This window comes from Streptomyces sp., from assembly GCF_019510245.1.
Taxonomy (GTDB): Bacteria; Actinomycetota; Actinomycetes; order Streptomycetales; family Streptomycetaceae; genus Streptomyces.
Map to the genome: position 1 here is coordinate 59361 of NZ_JAEKKT010000142.1, position 17802 is coordinate 77162.

General features: G+C 71.4%; 16 protein-coding genes. 10 read left to right on the top strand and 6 right to left on the bottom strand.

The genetic code is table 11. The annotated features are described in order from the left end of the window. Both JF597_RS23745 and JF597_RS23750 read left to right on the top strand, forming a co-directional pair. Window positions 1-658, top strand: a 658-nt coding sequence (locus JF597_RS23745) for an IclR family transcriptional regulator (protein ID WP_293998142.1), incomplete at its 5' end; no start/stop codon positions are given. After that, window positions 655-1506: an SMP-30/gluconolactonase/LRE family protein gene (locus JF597_RS23750; RefSeq protein ID WP_293998144.1), complete on the top strand. Its 852-nt coding sequence runs from the start codon at window positions 655-657 to the stop codon at window positions 1504-1506. The genes JF597_RS23745 and JF597_RS23750, both read left to right, overlap by 4 nt. A 141-nt stretch (window positions 1507-1647) precedes the next feature. Here JF597_RS23750 and JF597_RS23755 read toward each other — a convergent pair whose 3' ends face one another. Genes JF597_RS23755 through JF597_RS23765 form a run of 3 tightly spaced genes read right to left on the bottom strand, consistent with a single transcriptional unit; the run spans window position 1648 to window position 4896 of the window. Continuing rightward, on the bottom strand, window positions 1648-3051 hold the full coding sequence (locus JF597_RS23755; RefSeq protein WP_293998147.1) for an FAD-dependent monooxygenase: 1404 nt from the start codon (window positions 3049-3051) through the stop codon (window positions 1648-1650). Continuing rightward, window positions 3044-4276, bottom strand: a complete 1233-nt coding sequence (locus JF597_RS23760) for an MAB_1171c family putative transporter (protein WP_293998150.1) — start codon at window positions 4274-4276, stop codon at window positions 3044-3046. Before JF597_RS23760 ends, JF597_RS23755 begins: the two co-directional genes overlap by 8 nt. Then, entirely contained in the window at window positions 4273-4896 is a 624-nt protein-coding gene (locus JF597_RS23765; protein ID WP_293998153.1) for a toxin-antitoxin system, toxin component family protein, read from the bottom strand. The genes JF597_RS23760 and JF597_RS23765 overlap by 4 nt, the downstream gene beginning before the upstream one ends. A 275-nt stretch (window positions 4897-5171) precedes the next feature. Between JF597_RS23765 and JF597_RS23770 the strand changes: the two genes are divergently transcribed. The 5 genes from JF597_RS23770 (at window position 5172) to JF597_RS23790 (ending at window position 10941) form a co-directional block, all read left to right on the top strand. Further along, window positions 5172-6530, top strand: coding sequence for an extracellular solute-binding protein (locus JF597_RS23770; protein ID WP_293998156.1), 1359 nt, complete (start codon window positions 5172-5174; stop codon window positions 6528-6530). Further along, window positions 6527-7480, top strand: coding sequence for a carbohydrate ABC transporter permease (locus tag JF597_RS23775; RefSeq protein ID WP_293998159.1), 954 nt, complete (start codon window positions 6527-6529; stop codon window positions 7478-7480). Before JF597_RS23770 ends, JF597_RS23775 begins: the two co-directional genes overlap by 4 nt. Next, on the top strand, window positions 7477-8337 hold the full coding sequence (locus JF597_RS23780) for a carbohydrate ABC transporter permease (protein ID WP_293998162.1): 861 nt from the start codon (window positions 7477-7479) through the stop codon (window positions 8335-8337). The genes JF597_RS23775 and JF597_RS23780 overlap by 4 nt, the downstream gene beginning before the upstream one ends. Window positions 8338-8347: 10 nt before the next feature. Further along, the gene (locus JF597_RS23785; protein ID WP_293998165.1) at window positions 8348-9319 is read left to right on the top strand and encodes an arabinan endo-1,5-alpha-L-arabinosidase; all 972 of its coding nucleotides are present in this window, start codon (window positions 8348-8350) and stop codon (window positions 9317-9319) included. Window positions 9320-9429: 110 nt separating this feature from the next. Further along, window positions 9430-10941, top strand: coding sequence for an alpha-N-arabinofuranosidase (locus JF597_RS23790; protein ID WP_293998168.1), 1512 nt, complete (start codon window positions 9430-9432; stop codon window positions 10939-10941). Between the two features lie 89 nt (window positions 10942-11030). Here the strand turns inward: JF597_RS23790 and JF597_RS23795 are convergent, their stop codons facing one another. Then, window positions 11031-14012, bottom strand: coding sequence for a beta-galactosidase (locus JF597_RS23795; RefSeq protein ID WP_293998172.1), 2982 nt, complete (start codon window positions 14010-14012; stop codon window positions 11031-11033). A 73-nt stretch (window positions 14013-14085) separates the two neighbouring features. Here JF597_RS23795 and JF597_RS23800 point away from each other — a divergent pair, with 73 nt between their 5' ends. Together JF597_RS23800 and JF597_RS23805 are read left to right on the top strand one after the other, a co-directional pair. Continuing rightward, entirely contained in the window at window positions 14086-14544 is a 459-nt protein-coding gene (locus tag JF597_RS23800) for an Rrf2 family transcriptional regulator (protein ID WP_293998175.1), read from the top strand. 198 nt (window positions 14545-14742) lie between these two features. Beyond that, the gene (locus JF597_RS23805) at window positions 14743-15411 is read left to right on the top strand and encodes a DUF4360 domain-containing protein (protein ID WP_293998178.1); all 669 of its coding nucleotides are present in this window, start codon (window positions 14743-14745) and stop codon (window positions 15409-15411) included. A 75-nt stretch (window positions 15412-15486) separates the two neighbouring features. On the opposite strand, the gene JF597_RS23810 is transcribed toward JF597_RS23805, so the two are convergent. Next, entirely contained in the window at window positions 15487-16473 is a 987-nt protein-coding gene (locus JF597_RS23810; protein ID WP_293998181.1) for a helix-turn-helix domain-containing protein, read from the bottom strand. Between the two features lie 65 nt (window positions 16474-16538). Between JF597_RS23810 and JF597_RS23815 the strand changes: the two genes are divergently transcribed. Further along, window positions 16539-17204: a Type 1 glutamine amidotransferase-like domain-containing protein gene (locus tag JF597_RS23815; protein ID WP_293998184.1), complete on the top strand. Its 666-nt coding sequence runs from the start codon at window positions 16539-16541 to the stop codon at window positions 17202-17204. Here the strand turns inward: JF597_RS23815 and JF597_RS23820 are convergent. Continuing rightward, complete coding sequence (locus tag JF597_RS23820; protein ID WP_293998187.1) at window positions 17201-17728, bottom strand: hypothetical protein; 528 nt, start codon at window positions 17726-17728, stop codon at window positions 17201-17203. The genes JF597_RS23815 and JF597_RS23820 overlap by 4 nt on opposite strands. Window positions 17729-17802 lie beyond the last annotated feature (74 nt).

Consider the following 17802-nt stretch of genomic DNA (forward strand, 5'->3'; position numbering starts at 1 on the left):
CACCGTGCACGAGCTGGTGACCACGCTCTCCGCCCGGTCGTACATCGTGCCCGTACCCGGACAGCCCGGACGTTACCGGCTCGGCGTCCGTCCGTACCAGCTCGGCAGCCGGTACGCGGAGCAGCTCGACCTCGCCGCCGAGGGCCAGCAGGTCGCCCGGTCCGTCGCCGAGACCTGCGACGAGACCGTCCACGTGGCGATCCTCGAAGGCACCGACGTCATCTACATCGCCAAGGTCGACTCCACGCACGCGGTCCGCATGGTCTCGGCCGCCGGCCGCCGGCTGCCCGCCCACTGCACCTCGGTCGGCAAGATGCTGCTGGCCTCGCTGCCGGAGCCGGAGCTGACCGCGCGCATCCCCGACGACGCCGGCCTCGTCGCGATGACCCCGAACAGCATCACCGAGCCGGGCGCCCTGCGCGAGGCCCTCACGGAGATCCGCGCGCGCGGCATCGCGGTGGAGAGCCGGGAGTCCAACCCGGACGTCTCCTGCGTCGCCGCGCCGGTCCGCGACCGCACCGGCCAGGTGGTCGCGGCGCTGTCCATCTCCGTCCCGATGATCCGCTGGAGCGACGAGCGCCGCGGCGAGCTGGAGCAGCTCGCGGCCAAGGGTGCGGCCGAGCTCTCCGAGCGCCTCGGGCACCGGAGCGTGGCATGACGACGACGGCGTACGAGGTCGCGGTGGCGGCGGAGGCGACCCTCGGCGAGGGCCCGACCTGGGACGCGGCGACGGGCCGCCTGATATGGATCGACATCCTGGGTTCCCGCGTCCACACGTACGACCCGGCCACCGGCCGGCGCACGATCCGCACCACCGACCAGCACGTCGGCGCGGTCAAGCCGCGCGCGGGCGGCGGCCTGGTCCTCAACCTCCGGGACGGCGTGGGACTCCTCGACCCCGACGGCACGTTCCGCTGGCTGCACCGCGAGCCGGTCCCCGGCCGCCGCGCCAATGACGCGGCCGTCGCCCCCGACGGCTCCCTGTGGGCCGGCACGATGCGCTACGACGAGAAGACCGGGGGCGGCACGCTCTCCCGGGTGGCACCCGACGGCACGGTGACGACGCTGCTGCCGGACGTGACGGTCAGCAACGGCACGGGCTGGAGCCCGGACGGCCGCCTCGTCTACTACGTCGACACGCCGACCCGCCGGGTGGACGTCTTCGACTGTGCCGACGGACTCCCCGTCGACCGCCGCCCGCTGGTGACGATCGAGGAGGGCGCCGGCTTCCCCGACGGCCTCACGGTCGACGCGGACGGCTGTGTGTGGGTGGCGCTGTGGGGCGGGGCGGCGGTACGCCGCTACACGCCGACGGGCGAGCTGGACCGCGTCATCAGCCTCCCCGCCACGCTCACGACGGCGTGCGCGTTCGGGGGCGCCGATCTGACCGACCTGTACGTCACGACGGCCCGCGTGGGCCTCGACCGCCCGCACCCGACGGCGGGCTCCCTCCTGGTGATCCCGGGCGCGGGCAAGGGCATTGCCCAACCGGCGTTTCAAGGCTGAGCGCCCCGCAAGGGGCGCGGAGAACTGCGCGCCCAGCCCCCACGCGCCCGCAGGTGAACGACGGCCCTGCCGCGCCAGGCAGCAGACCGTCTGCGGCATCGTCGTGGCTGGTCGCGCAGTTCCCCGCGCCCCCATGGGGCGCTACTGCAAGCCGGCTCTCTTCAGCTCCTCGGCCGTCAGCGGTGGGCCGGTCAGGGCCGGCTTCAGGGGGCCCGCCAGGGCCGCCAGGAGGACGGAGGGGGTCAGGAGGACCTCCGCGCGGCGTTCCAGTGAGGTCACGTCCGTGACGCGGCGGGCGATGCGGCCGTTGCCCGTGGCCGTGTACATGAGCCGGGACACGTAGGCGGACAGGATCCGGTCCCGGGCCGTCGGCCCGTTCTCCGTCGCGCCCGGATATAACACGTCCTGCCCGATGGCGAGGTCCCAGGCCGCTCCGACCGGCCGGGCGACCGCCTTCTGGACGCGCCGGGACAGGCCAGGCGTGCCGAGTCCGTGGCGCCGGGTCAGGTCCCGCAGCAGCAGGGAGCTCTGCGCGCCCACGGCCAGTCCGTGGCCGTAGACGGGGTTGTACGCGGCCAGGGCGTCGCCGAGGACCGTGAAGTTGTCGGGCCAGGCACGCATGCGTTCGTAGAAGTACCGGCGGTTGACGGTGGCGCGGGTGACGGCGACGTCGGACAGCGGCTCGGCCTGCGCGAGCAGCTCGCCGATGAGGGGGTGCCGCAGCCGGTCGCGGGCGAACGGGACGAAGTCGTCGGCGGAGGACGTCGGTTCGCCTCCGCGGGTGCCGTTGAGGGTGACGATCCAGCGGCCGTTCTCGATGGGCAGCAGGAAGCCCGCCCGGCCGGGGCCGCCGTCCCGCGGGTCCGGCTGCACGTTGATCACCGGGAAGCCGGCCCGGGCCTGCTCGGGTGCGAGGTAGAGCCGGCTGGCGTAGGCGAGGCCGGTGTCGACCTCGCGCCGCTCCGGCGCGGGCAGCCCGAGGGCCGCGAGCCAGCGGGGGGCTCCGGAACCCCGGCCGGTGGCGTCGACGACCAGGTCCGCCCCGACGGTCCGCTCCCGGCCGTCGCGGTCCCGCACCCGCACCCCGGTGACCGCCGCCGCGCCGCCCGTGAGTCCGAGCACCTCGGTGCCCCCGAGCACCTCGACGTGTCCGTCGGCGAGGACCCGCGCGCGGACCGTCGCGTCCAGCAGGTCCCGGCCGGCCAGGAGCACGTGGTGGGACTCGGGCCAGCGGCGGAACCAGCCCTGTGCCGAGAGGGCGACCATGTCCGTGGTGACCGGGGCCCGGCGCGCACCGGCGTCCAGGAGCGCCGCGGTGACGCCCGGCAGCAGTTCCTCCATCGCCCGTACGCCGCCCGACCAGAGCATGTGGGCGTGCCGGGCCTGCGGAAGTCCCCTGCGGGGAGCGGCCGTCACGGGCAGTTCGTCGCGTTCCACGACGACGACCCGGTCGGCGAGGCCGGCCAGGGCCCGGGCCGCGAGCATGCCGGTGTGTGATCCCCCCAGGACCACGGCGGCTCTGGCGGGGGAGGGACGTTCACTCATGCGCGGACATGCTCTCTGCCGGGACGGTCGCACGGGTGCGTACCGCCGTGATCTCGTCGGAGTGGCCCAGGACCTCGGAGACGGCCTGGATCTCCTGGAGCAGGTACGAGGTGTCGGTCTCGCCCGTGCCGCCGTCCTCCCGGGCGTGCCGTCCGCTTCCGACGGCCTCGAGGATCGTCACGGCGGCGGCGAGGGACCGGGCCCGGCCGGGTTCGTGGCCGAGGGCGAGAGCGGCGTCGTAGGCCCGGCCGCGCAGCTTCTCGTCGAGGAACCGGGACAGTTGCAGGAGCGCGTCCCGGATGTACGTCTCGCGGCGGATCAGGCGCATCTCGGCGGTGGCGCGCAGGGCGAGCGGTTCACGGTCGCCCGTGACGGTCCGCACCAGCCGGGCGAGCGGCTTCAGGGCGCGGTGCCGGCGGCGCAGCAGCCAGCGGTCGTGGAAGTACTGCCCGGCGTGCGGGACGATGAAGCCGATCGCGACGAGCGTGGCGGCGATGCAGGCGGCCGACGGCGCGATGTTGGTGTTCAGCCAGTCAAGGTCGTGACCGGTCCAGCGGGCCACCACGGCCGTGAACTTGGCCGCGCTGAAGACCAGGTTCGTCGCGAAGCCGATCCCCAGGAACCTGAGTCCCCAGCGCAGCCAGGCGTCGAGGCCGTCGGTGCGGATCCAGTTCCACACCAGCCGGGTGGTGATCGCACAGGCCACGGTGTGGGCGAGGAGGTACAGCAGGATCTCCTCGCGCATGAACGGCGTACCGGCGTAGTACGTGTCCAGGTTCCGGACCTGTTCCACGGGCACGTCCGCGAGCGCGAACAGCACCCACAGGGCGACGACCACGGCCGCGTAGACGCAGACCACCCAGCGGGTCGCGCGCCGGGTCTGCGCCCGGCGGTCGGTGTGGCCGTTGCGCCAGTGCACGACCAGCAGCAGCCAGGACGCGGACAGCGCGGTGATCAGGGAGTACACCAGGGGCGCCGAGACGTTCGGCACGCCGGTGACCCGGTTCGTCCAGGCGATGGTGGCCGGAGCGGCGAAGGCGAACACCGCGCAGGCGAACAGCAGCAGGCCGCCGACGGCGCGCAGCAGCGGGTCCCGCCAGAGTTTGAGGATGCTGGGCAGCTTGATCACCAGGGCGGCGGTGAGCACGAGGCCCGGCAGCCAGAAGGAGACGTACAGACCGGTGAAGAACGCGGTCGGGCCCTCGGCCGACAGGGAGTACGTCACCGCGGTCCGCCTTCCCGTCCGCGGTAGCCGAGTGACCGCTGGACCGGGTCGGGCGCGGTCTCCCCGCCCCGTCCGGGCAGGAAGGGCCGCAGCGCGGCCGCGAGCCGGTGCCCGAAGTCGTCGGCCTCGGCCTCGTCGGTCTCCCGGGAGCCGTCGCGGGCGGCCACGGTCAGGGCGACGGAGTTCCAGTCGGGCCGTCCGGCGAGGGCGTTCGCCGCGGCCGCGTGGTGGTGCGTGTGACGCGCGTGCAGGTGCCACAGCTCATGGCCCAGGATGACCAGTTGCTGTACGGCCTCGGCCCGCTCCTCGACGATCACCAGGTCGAAGTCCTGGAACTCCACCCACAGTCCGGTGACCTCGATCTCGTCGGGGAACCGTTCGAAACGCAGCTCGACGGGCCGGCCCTCGCGGCCGCGGCTCATCTCGTCGCACAGCGCCCGGCACAACTCCCTCACCCCGGCCGGCCTCTTGGGTCTGGCGCGGACGGCGGCGGTGAGGTCGGCGGCGAGCCGGCGCATCCGCGCGTTCGCCCGGGACCGCCGCAGCCCCACGGCCGGCCGGGACCGCCGCAGCCCCGCGGCGATCCCGGCCCACCGGTGCCGCGCGCCGGCCAAGTCCATCGCTCCCCCTTCACACCGCCCCGACGGCGGTCACCGCGCTGCGTCGGCCCGTCCGAGACTACGCGGCCGGATGTGTCCGCGTCATGCCATCAGGGGCCGCCGGTTCGAGCGGTGGTTCAGATGACAACAACTGCCCGGTGCAGGAAAGTCACGCGCGACCCATTGACGCGCAAGCGCTTCGATTTTACGGTCCCGTTCGAAGTTACGAGCAGGAGCCGATATTTCGAACAAGGATCACGGGCGAGTACGACGGATCCCGAAGGTAAGGGCAGGCAATGGGACGACCTGGCCTCAGGCGCAGGCAACTACTGGGCACGGCGGGCGGGCTGGCGGTGGCGGCGAGCTTCGGCTTCGCGGCCCTCGGCACCGGCGCCGACGCACTGACATCGAGCGCGCGCACCCGCGTCCGCTACTGGAACCTCTTCTCCGGCGGCGACGGCGCCAACATGCAGGCCATGGTGGACGCCTTCCACGCGGCCCACCCGGACACGGACGTCAAGGCGTCCACGCTCACGTGGGGCGACCCGTACTACACCAAGCTCGCCATGGCGGCCGCCGGCAACCGCGCCCCCGACCTGGCCGTCATGCACCAGGGCCGGGTCACCGGCTTCGCGCCGGGGCGCCTCCTCGACCCCTGGGACATCGGCAAGCTCGCCGAACACGGGCTCCGCGAGGCCGACTTCAACCCCACCCTGTGGAAACGCGGCCTCGTCGGCGGCCAGTTGTACGCCCTGCCCCTGGACGTCCACGTCCAGCTGAACTTCTACCGCAAGGACGTCTGCCGGAAGGCGGGCCTGCTCGACGCGGACGGCCGGCTCCCGCACGCCACCTCCGAGGACGACTGGTTCGCCATGCTCAAGGCCGCCAAGTCCAAGCTCAAGGGCGGCCTGCAGACCCTCGGCATGCACGCCAACGACCAGAACTTCTCCTGGTGGTTCTTCGTCGCCTTCTACCAGCAGCTCGGCGGCGGCTACTTCGACGCCGACCAGAGCGGCGTCGTCTTCGACACCGACAAGGCCACCCGGGTCCTGGAGTTCTTCCGCAAGCACGTCACCGACGGCTACGCGATCGCGGGTTCCGACGACGCCGCGATGTTCCTGGCCGGGGCCCCCTTCGTCTGGGAGGGCGACTGGTCGGTCCCGGTCTACACCCCCGCGAAGCTCGACTACGGCGCGACCCCGCTGCCGCCCGTCTTCGGCACCCCCGGCACCCACGCCGAGTCGCACTCCTTCGTCCTGCCCCACCAGGCCGACCGCGGCGGCGCCGCGAACGAGGGCGCCTACGCGCTCGCCGCCTACCTGGTGAAGAACGCGGCCACCTGGGCCCAGGGCGGCCACGTGCCCGCCTATCTGCCGACCTTCAAGGACCCGGCGTACACGAAGCTCTCGCCGCAGCGCGAGTACTCCCAGGACGCCATGCAGCACCTCGCCACCGAGCCGCACATCTGGTTCGCCGGCTCCACCGGCACCCTCTCCAAGCGGGTCGGCCCCCTCATCGCCGGCTCCAACCTCGGCTCCACCAAGCCCGAGGCCACCGCCCGCGCCATGAAGAGCGCCCTGGAGGCCCTGCTCGCCTCGAAGAACCCGATGGACGGCAAGACCGCCGCCCAGGAGCTGAAGGGAGCCGGCGCATGAGCTCCACCGCCTCCACCACGGCCATCCCCGCCGCCACCCGCGCGGCCCGCACCGCCACCGGCGCCGACACCCTGCGCCTGCGCTGGGGCCGCCGCCTCCAGCACGGCGGCTGGTTCGTCACCCCGTTCTTCGTCCTCTACGGCCTCTTCGTCCTCGTCCCCATCGTCCGGGGGCTGTATCTCTCCTTCACCGACGCCAACATCTCCGGCGACCACACCAGCTTCATCGGCCTGGACAACTACCGCGAGGCCCTCCAGGACGACCTGGTCTGGCAGTCCCTGTGGCACAGCGTCAAGTTCACCCTCTGGGTGGTTCCGCTGATCGTCGTCATGGCGCTCCTGATGGCGCTGATCGCCCACCACACCGTCCACTTCAAGTGGCTGTGGCGGTTCTGCTTCTTCGCCCCGTTCCTGCTCCCGTCGGCCGTCGTCGCCAACCTCTGGTGGTGGCTCTTCCAGCCGGTCAACGGCCTGGTCAACCACACGCTCGGCCTCGACACCCCCTGGCTCACCCAGAAGTCCACGGCCCTGCTCGCGAGCGTCGTCGCCACCCTGTGGTGGACCGTCGGCTTCTCCTTCCTCCTCTACCTGGCCGCCCTCCAGAACATCCCCCAGCACCTCTACGAGGCGGCCGAGCTGGACGGCGCGGGCGCCCTCCAGCGCATGATCCACATCACGGTCCCGAACCTGCGCAACATCACCGGCCTGGTCATCGCGCTCCAGATACTGGCCTCGCTCCAGGTCTACGACCAGGTCGTCATCATGTTCCAGTTCGGTTCGGGCCCCGAGAACTCCACCCGGACCTTCGTCCAGTACATGATCGAGCAGGGCTTCACCAGCTACCGCGTGGGCTACGCCTCCGCGATCTCCATGATCCTCTTCATCATCATCGCCGCCGTCGCCCTGGCCCGCATGTGGCTGCTGCGCACCCGCGAGGAGGCCACCCGATGACCAGCACCACGCCCCCCGTCCTGCGCAAACCGCGCTCCACCTGGACCCCGGCCCAGATCGCCCTCACGATCGTCGCCGCCGGCCTCTCCCTGGTCTGGATCGCCCCCCTCTTCTGGGCCCTGTCGACCTCGCTCAAGACCTCGACCGAGTCGGTCGCCTCTCCGCACTGGATCCCGGACCACCTCACCTGGGACTCCTGGAAGGGCATCTTCGACGCCGGCAACATCCCCAACTGGTTCGTCAACTCGGTCGTCGTCTCGGTCTGCGTCACCTTCGTCGTGCTGCTCGTCGCGTCCCTCGCCGGATACGGCTTCGCCCGCACGGAGTTCCGCGGCAAGGGCGCCCTGCTCTCGGTCACCATGGCGGGCCTGATGTTCTCCCCGGCCATCCTCGGCGTCCCGCTCTTCACCACGGTCCAGTCGCTCGGCATGGTGGACACCTACTGGGGCATGATCCTCCCCCAGTGCGCCCCGGCCGCGATGGTCTACATCCTCTACAAGTTCTTCCAGTCGCTCCCCAAGGAACTGGAGGAGGCCGCCTTCATCGACGGCGCCGGCCGCTGGCGCATCTTCTTCACGATCGTCCTCCCCCTCTCCAAGCCGTCCCTCTCGGCGGTCGGCATCTTCACCTTCATCGCCTCCTGGAACAACTTCCTGTGGCCGTACATGGTGACCAACAACCCGGACCTGATGACGATGCCGAACGGCATCGCGACCGTGCAGAACGCCTTCGGCATCGTCTGGCCGCAGCTGATGGCCGGCGGCCTGATCGCGGGCCTCCCGCTGATCATCGTGTTCGTCTTCTTCCAGAGCCAGATCGTGCGCGGCGTGGCCCACACGGGCCTGGCCGGCCAGTGAGGAGCCGGAGTTGAAGCGCTTCCCCAGACTCGCCGCCCTGCTCGCGGCCGCGGCCGTCGCCCTCCTCCCCACCACCGCGACCGCCGACGTCACCTACCCCGACCCGCTGCCCCTGACCGGCCAGCAGATCATCCATGACCCCACCGTCCACCAGCTCGGGAACGGCCAGGACGTCGCCTACTCCACCGGCGGCATCATCGGCGCCCGCCTCTCCACGAACCTCCGCGACTGGACCGACGCGGGCAACGCGTTCACCGCACCCCCCAGCTGGTGGTACGACTACAGCTCCACCGCCGACCCCTGGGCCCCCGACCTCTCCTACCGCGACGGCCGCTACTGGCTTTACTACGCCGTCTCCTCCTGGGGCACCAACCACTCCGCGATCGGCGTCGCCACCTCCCCGACCGGCCTCCCCGGCACCTGGACCGACCACGGCCCCGCCTTCACCTCGGCCACCACCGACTCCTGGAACGCCATCGACCCGGCGCTCGTCCGAGCCGACGGCAAGCTGTGGATGGCCTTCGGCTCGTACTGGACGGGCATCCGCATGGTCGAACTCGACCGCAGGACGGGCAAGGCGGTACCGGGCGCCCCGGTCGCCCACCTGGCCACCCGCCCGGACGCCCCCTACGCCGTCGAAGGCGCGTCGATCCTCCACCACGGCCGCTACTACTACCTCTTCGCCTCCTACGACGCCTGTTGCGCAGGCGTGAACTCGACGTACAGGATCAGGGTGGGCCGCTCGACGACGGTGACGGGCCCGTACGTGGACAGCACGGGCACACCGATGCTGGAGGGCGGCGGCGACCTCCTCCTCGCCTCCCACGGCCGCTACATCGGCCCCGGCGGCGAGTCCACCTTCCGCGCCCACGGCAAGACGTGGCTGGCCTACCACTACTACGACGCCGACGACAACGGCACACCAAAGCTCGGGCTCAACCCCCTGAACTGGACAAAGGACGGCTGGCCAGTGCCCCTTTAGGGGCGCTGGGGGTACCCCCGGCCGAAGGCTCGGGGAGGAACTGCGCGACCAGCCACAACGCATCCGCACCCGCCCATGAAACACAAGGCACCCACCCCGAAAGGCGAACATTGCGCACCGCCCGCTTCACCCTCGACCCCGCCTTCACCACCGGCGAAGTCAACCCCCGCCTCTTCGGCTCCTTCGTCGAGCACCTAGGCCGCTGCGTCTACACCGGCATCTACGAGCCGACCCACCCCACGGCCGACGCCGAAGGCCTCCGCACGGACGTCCTCGACCTCGTCCGCGAACTCGGCGTCACCACCATCCGCTACCCCGGCGGCAACTTCGTCTCCGGCTACAAGTGGGAGGACTCGGTCGGCCCGGTCGAGGACCGCCCCCGGCGCCTGGACCTCGCCTGGCGGTCGACCGAGACCAACCGCTTCGGCCTCTCCGAATACATCGCCTTCCTGAAGAAGGTCGGCCCGCAGGCCGAGCCCATGATGGCGATCAACCTCGGCACGCGGGGCGTGGCGGAGGCCCTGGAACTCCAGGAGTACGCCAACCACCCCTCCGGGACGGCCCTCTCCGACCTCCGCGCCGCGCACGGCGACAAGGACCCCTTCGGCATCAAGGTCTGGTGTCTGGGCAACGAGATGGACGGCCCCTGGCAGACCGGACACAAGACCGCCGAGGAATACGGCCGCATCGCCGCCGAGACCGCCCGCGCCATGCGTCAGATGGACCCGTCCGTGGAACTGGTCGCCTGCGGTTCCTCCAGCCAGTCCATGCCGACCTTCGCGGAGTGGGAGGCGACGGTCCTCGCGGAGGCGTACGACCTGGTCGACTACATCTCCCTGCACGCCTACTACGAGCCCCACGACGGCGACCTCGACTCCTTCCTGGCCTCGGCCGTCGACATGGAGTCCTTCATCGAGAACGTGGTCGCCACCTGTGACCACGTGGGCGCCAGGCTGAAGTCGAAGAAGAAGATCAACCTCTCCTTCGACGAGTGGAACGTCTGGTACACGTCGAGGTGGCACGAGATCGAGAACTCCGCCGCGCGGGACTGGGCCGAGGCGCCCCGCCTCCTGGAGGACAACTACAGCGTCCTGGACGCGGTGGTCTTCGGCTCCCTCCTCATCGCGCTGCTCCGCCACGCCGACCGCGTCACGGTCGCCTGCCTGGCCCAGCTGGTCAACGTCATCGCCCCGATCTTGACCGAGCCCGGCGGCCCGGCCTGGCGCCAGACGACGTTCTTCCCCTTCGCGCAGGCGTCGCGGTACGGCAGGGGCCGGGTCCTGGACGTCCGGGTCGACTCCCCGACCCACGAGACGAAGAAGTACGGCGAGACCGACCTGCTGCACGCCACCGCCGTCCGCGCCGACGACGGCACGGTCACCGTCTTCGCCGTGAACCGCAGCCGGACGGAGCAGCTGCCCCTGGAAGTGGCCGTGGGCGGCCTCGGCCTGACACAGGTCACGGAACACAGCGTGCTGTCGGACGAGAACCCCGACGCCCGCAACACCTTGGCGGACCCGGACCGAGTGACCCCGCATCCGGCCAAGGGCACGACACTGACCGAGGGCACCCTGACGGCCGTTCTCGAACCCTTGTCCTGGAATGTGATCCGACTGGCGTAGGGGGCAACGCGCCCCGTCAGGGGCGCTGGGGGTACCCCCGGCCGAAGGCTGGGGGAGGAACTGCGCGAGCAATCACACACAGCCCGTAGTCAACGGCCGGGGGACGGAACCGTCTCCACGGAAACTCCCCCGACCGAACTGCCAAGCAACTCCAGCCGCACAACCCCCGGCCCTGCCTCACTCGTCCCATCCGAAAGCACGGCCAACGCCAACGTATTCGAACCCCGGGTCCGCAGAATCCCGTTCGGCAGCACGAACGTATGCTGCGGCCCCACATCATTCACGTACTGCCCGAGGTTCCACCCGTTCAGGAAGATCTGCACCCGATAGGCCCGCGCCGGATCGTCCTCCAGCACCAGCCCCACCGACGCGTCCACCCCACCCGGCACGGACATCCGGAACCCGGTCCGGTACCAGGTGACCCCCATCCCCTTGTCGGCGCGGGGAAGCGCGGCCTCCTCCCACCCTTCGTCCGCGAAACCGGGCAGGTGCCAGCCCTCCCGCTCCCCGTACAGCCCGCCGTTGTTCTGCGGCCCCCGCACCGGATCGGGAGCCGCGGCCCCCTGGATCCGCCAGCTCACCTTCGGCGAGACCCCCTTGAAGGAGACGGCCGTCAGCCCGCGCGCCACCTTGTGCGTGTCCAGCGACCCGCCGTCCATGTCGTGCTGCATCCGCCGCACCAGCACGGACAGCACGTGCCCCGGCTTCTTCCGCTGCTTCTTCTTCAGCGCTGCGGCGGAGAACTCGGCGGTGGCCGCCCAGCTCCCCTTGCGTACCGTCTTCGCATCCGGCACCGGCATCCGGTGCGAGCCCAGCGGCACCCCGTCCAGCCAGGCCATCAGCATGCCCTGGGTGCCCGTGCTGTAGGCGAGCGAGACCGACTCCAGGTCCTCGATGCTGCCCTCCACCCGCCCCCGGTACCAGACGTCCCCGTAGTGGAAGCCGTAGTCGTCGGCGAAGAGCACCGGCTGACCCGCCGGGACGGCCGTCGTGCTGAACGACGTCTTCCGGTCGGCGGCGGTCCACGCCGAGTCGTCGAAGCCGGTCGCGGCCTCGGGGTTCTCGGTCTTCCGGCGCCAGCCTCCCAGGACCGGCAGCGCAGGCCGCGGCGCCTCCGGCATCTCCGACAGGGCGACCAGGCTCTCCGAGACGGTCACCCGCGTCGGTACCGGCTGCCCGTTCCAGGTGACCGAGGTGATCCCGCGGGGCCCCCAGACCTCCACGCCGCTCGCCCCGACGATGTCCCCGGTGAGCCGGACCGCCGACCCGTCGAGCTTCGCGTGGCGCAGCAGTGCCGGGCCGTAGACCAGGAGTGTGCCGGACGGGGTGTCGTACGGGAACAGCCGTACGGAGGTCGCGTCGTCGGCGAAGAGGAGGAGCAGCGGGGTGTCGGACTCGCCGCGCTGGACCAGGACCCGGGTGAGCCCGCCCTGCCCGAGCGGAGCGGTGACGTGCAGGACGCCCTGGTCGTAGACCCAGGCCGCCTCGGCGTCGAGGCGCTGCACGAACGGCTCGGTCGGGCACTCCAGCACGAGGTGCGCCATCTCGCCGTGGCGGCCGGTGAACAGGGCGATGTCCTGGCGTCCCGCGGTGAGCACGAACATCGGCTGGGCGGTGCAGTAGCGCAGCTTCCGCTTGCCGAGGGAGAGGCCGGTGGTGACGAGCTTGGCGTCGTGGGCGGCGACGGTCAGCTCGACGTCGTCGCCGTCGGCGGTCCGCAGCGTGGAGGTGACCTCGTCGGCGCCGTCGTTGCGCAGGACGTAGACGTGCGCCTGGGTGTCCGGGTTGGTGAGGTGGTACGCCTTCAGCCCGGGCACGTGGACGTCGGCCGCGCGGTCCAGCTTCGCGAAGTCCGGGACGCGTTGCAGGAGGTGGCCGAGCTGGTGCATCGGCGCGATCTTCGTGGTGACGTTGCGGGCTTCGTCGATGGCGGCGCCGTAGTCGTACGACGTGTAGACGACCGGCGCCGGCAGCCAGCCCCAGGTGGTGCCGCCGTAGGTCATGTAGACGTTGTGGAGGGTGAGGCCGTTGGCGAGGTTGGTGAGGTAGAAGCGGCGTTCGTAGGCCGCGTCCCGGGTGCGCCGGGACTCGGCGTACCCCTTGCCGCCGAACTCGACGCCGCCCCACGGGTCGAACCAGCCGCCCCCGTACTCCGGCACGAACCCGGGCGTGCGCGGGCTCGCGGTCGCGCCGCCCTTGAGGCCGCCGATCCCGAAGTCGCCCCAGTCCGGCGGGGGCTGGGAGGGCGACGGGTAGCCGTCGAAGCCGTACAGCCACTTGCCCTTCTCGCCGCCGGTGTCGAAGGAGCCGGGGATCCAGTAGCCGTTGCGGCCCTTGTCGTTGTGGAAGAGGGGGACGTGGATGCCGTCGGCCCGCACCTTCCGGTAGAGGTGGGACATGTAGGCGGGGCCGCTGGGGTCCGTGACGTGGCCGTCGTACTCGTTCTCGATCTGGTAGAGCAGGACGGTGCCGCCGCCGTCGGTGTGCTGGTGGCGGCGGACGATGCGGTTGACGGCCGTCAGCCACTGGTCGACGTGGCCGAGGTAGGTGGGGTCGGTGCCCCGGGCGGCGCCCTCGGTGGCGGTGAGCCAGCCGGGGAAGCCGCCGGCGTCGACCTCGGCGTTGATGTAGGGGCCGGGGCGGACGATGACGTACAGCCCGGTCTCGGCGGCGGTGCGCAGGAACAGGTCGAGGTCGCGGACGCCGGTGAAGTCGTACGTCCCGGGCGCGGGGGAGTGGTAGTTCCACGCCACGTAGATGCTGACGGTGTTGTAGCCGTGCGCCCGCATCTTCTCCAGGACGTCCCGCCACAGGGAGGGGCTCGGGAGGCGGAAGGGGTGCATCTCGCCGGACCAGACCACCAGCCGCCGCCCGTCGACGACGAGGGAGTGGTGGTCGTAGCCGATGGTGTGCCGCTGTCCGTCGGCTCTCGGCGCGGCCGGTGCCGGGCCGGTCGGCACACTGCGTGCCGCGTAGGCCGCGGGCGCCCCGGGGCCGCCGCTGCCGCCCAGGGCGAAACCGAGCGCGGCCGAGCCGGCGAGGGCACTGAAGGTACGTCTGCTGAGCGCCAAGGGATCCTCCCGGGCGATCTTACGGGGCGCGGGTGCGGCCATTGTCCACGGGAGGACGCTCCACAATGGACGCATGAGGATCTCGGCACGAGCGGATTACGCGGTACGGGCGGTTCTGGAGCTCGCCGTACGGCAGGGTGAGGCCCCCGTGAAGGCGGAGGAGATCGCCGGCGCCCAGGACATCCCGCACAAGTTCCTCGAGGGCATTCTGGGTGACCTCCGGCGCGCCGGGATCGTCGACAGCCGGCGGGGCGGGGGCGGCGGCTACCGGCTGGCGCGGGAGGCGTCCGCCATCACCGTGGCCGACCTGATCCGCGCGGTGGACGGCCCGATCGTCTCGGTGCGCGGCGAACGCCCGACGGGGCTGGCCTACACCGGCACCGCCCAGCCGCTGCTGCCCCTGTGGATCGCGCTGCGCGCCAACGTCCGCAGGATCCTCGAGGGCGTCACGGTGGCGGACATCGCGGCGGACGCCCTGCCGGAGCCGGTCCGGGCGCTGGCGGCGGAACCGGCGGCCTGGGAGAACCCCTGAACCACTGAGTTTGCGAGCCTTGGGCGTCATGTGAAATCCGGCGGTGTGAATGGCCGGAGTTCGACCTGACCGGTTCATGCCATGGTTCCTACGATTCGAGCGCCCCGGTCTTCACAGGAAACGCACAGTTTCTTCAAAGTTGAACCTTGGGGACCGCGGGTGCAACCCCCCACTCGAATCACCCGAACTGGAGAAACCATGGCACCCAGGAGACAAGGCCTCCTGCTCGGCGGAGCGCTCGCGGCGCTGCTCACCGCCGGGTTGCCCGCCCAGGCCAACGCTTCGTCGTCACCGGTGTTCGACAACCCGCCGCCGGACAAGATCGTCATCACCGTCGCCACCGTCAACGGCTCCGGCTGTCCGGCGGGCACCACCGCGGTCGCCGTGTCCGAGGACAACGAGGCCTTCACCGTCACCTACAGCGACTACCTCGCCCAGGCCGGCGGCAACTCCGACCCCACCGCCTTCCGGCGCAACTGCCAGCTCAACCTGGTCGTCCACGTGCCGGGCGGCTTCACCTACGCCATCGCCAGCGCCGACTACCGCGGCTTCGCCTCGCTCCAATCGGGCGCCACCGGCACCCAGCGGGCCTCGTACTACTTCCAGGGCTCCTCGAACACCGCGTCCGCCAGCCACCCCTTCACCGGCCCCTACAACGACAACTGGCAGGCCACCGACACCACCGACTGGGCCCAGCTGGTCTGGGCGCCCTGCGGGGTCCAGCGCAACTTCAACATCAACACCGAGCTGCGCGTGAACGCCGGCAGCGCGAACCCCGGCAAGGTCAGCTTCATGACCATGGACTCCACCGACGGCGAGATCAGCACCGTCTACCACCTCGCCTGGAAGCAGTGCCCCGGCAAGTAGCCGCACGCCCGGCCCCGGCTCGCCCCGGCGCGACCCGTCCCGGTGACGGGACCCCGCGCCGGGGCGAGACCCTGCTCAGGCCTTGCTCACCGCCGTGGCCCGGAACGTGTTCCGGTAGGCCTGCGGGGAGACGCCGATCGCCGCGTGCAGGTGCTGCCGCAGTGACGTGCCCGTGGCGAAACCGACCTCGGCGGCGATGCGGTCGACCGACAGCTCGCTGGTCTCCAGGAGGTCGCGGGCCCGCCGCACCCGCTGCTGGATCAGCCAGCGCCCGGGGCTCGTCCCCGTCTCCTCCTGGAACCGGCGGGCGAAGGTGCGCCGGCTCATCCGGGCGTGATCGGCCAGCTCCTGCAGCGCGAGCGGCCGTTCCAGGTTCTCCAGGGCCCACGCCCGGGTGGCCGCCGTCCCCGTGGCCCCCTCGTCCGGCACCGGCAGTTCGATGTACTGCGCCTGGCCGCCGTCCCGCCATGGCGGTACGACACACTGCCGGGCCACGCTGTTGGCGACCGCGCTGCCGTGGTCGGAGCGCACGATGTGCAGGCACACGTCGATGCCGGAGGCGGCCCCGGCCGAGGTCAGAACGTCCCCGTCGTCGATGAACAGCACGTCGGGATCGAGGGCGACCTGCGGGAACATCCGCCGGAACCGCGGCGCCAGCGCCCAGTGCGTCGTCGCCGGCCGCCCGTCGAGCATCCCGGCCGACGCGAGCGCGAACGCCCCCGTGCAGATGGAGACGATCCGGGCCCCGGGCCGGATCCGCGCCAGCGCGGCGGCGACGGGCTCGGACAGCTCCTGGGTGATCCGCGCCATGTCGTACGGCGGCACGACCACGGTGTCCGCACTCTCCAGCGCCTCGGGCCCGTGCCCGACGGTGACGCTGAAGTCGGCGCTGGTCGTCACCGTACGGTCCGCGCTCGCCGCACAGGTCACCACGTCGTAGGCACCAGGCACGCAGGGAAAGACCCGGTTCGGGATCCCCAGCTCGAACGGGTAGACCCCGTCGAGGGCGAGCACGACGACGCGGTGCGGGCGGCCGGGCAGGAAGTCGATGTCGGCGGACATGGCACAATCCTATCGCTCACGGCCTATCCTGCCATCGGACGGGGACCCTACTCAGCGGGGGCTTGATGAAGCTGCTCCTCACCGACTCCGGTGTCCGGAACGAAAGCATCCGGGCGGCGCTGGTCGACCTCCTCGGCAAACCGATCGCCGAGGCCGACGCCCTCTGCATCCCCACCGCCGGGTACGGGGGCCCGTACGGGGATCCGGGCGGGCCATGGAGTTTCATCAGCGGCCGGTCCCCCAGTCCCATGACCGGGCTGGGATGGCGGTCGGTGGGCGTGCTGGAGCTCACCGCACTGCCCGGCATCGACAGGGAGTGCTGGGTCTCCTGGGTCCGGGCGGCGGACGCCCTGCTGGTGAACGGCGGCGACGCGCTGTACCTGTGCCACTGGATGCGGGAGTCCGGACTCGCCGACCTGTTCCCGTCGCTGCGTGACACGGTCTATGTGGGGCTCAGTGCCGGGAGCATGGCGCTGACCCCCCGCGTGGGGAAGTTCTTCGTGGGCTGGGAGCCCCCCACCGGCGACGACAGCGCGCTGGGAGTCGTCGACTTCTCCCTCTTCCCGCACGTGGGCAGCCCCGACTGCCCGCAGAACACCCTGGCCGAGGCGGAACGCTGGGCCGCCGGGATGGCGGGTCCGGCGTACGCCATCGACGCCCAGACGGCCGTCAAGGTGACCGACGACGGCGTCGAGGTCGTCTCCGAGGGGAACTGGAAGCGGTTCGACTAGCCGTCGAGGGGCTTGCCGAGGCGGATCCGGGTGTCGCAGCGCAGGTCCTGGTGATACGTGGTGGAGCCCTGCCGATACGTGTAGCGGCAGGTGGTCAGGTCACCGCGCACCGTGCCGGTCACCTTGACCCGGGCCTCGTAGTACAGGTCCGACGTGTCGTGCGCCTTGACCGGAATCGAACTGCCCTTGTGGGCGCCGGCACGGTCGACGGCCTCCGCGTCGCCGACGCGTATCGGCCCCAGGGGATGACCGCCGCCGCCGGAGCTGTTGATCCGGTACCCCGTGATGTGCAGCCCGGCCGGCACGTGGGCGATCTTCCCGCTCAGGACGGTGAGCGGCTCCCCCGACGTGTTGGACATCTGCGGCAGGCTCACCCAGTACTCGTCGCCGACCTGGGCGTGGTCGAACCCGGAGATGCCGTAGGTCTGCAGGCTGCCCCCCAGGGCCGTGCCCCCGCCGTCGGAGCACGAGGTGAGGGCGGCGGCGCTCAGCGCCAGGAACACGGCGAAAAGGCGTCTGGACATGGCTGGATCCCCCCGGTCGTCTCGCGGTACCGGGATCCAATCACGCCGTTCAGGAGATGTGTAGGTCAGGTGTG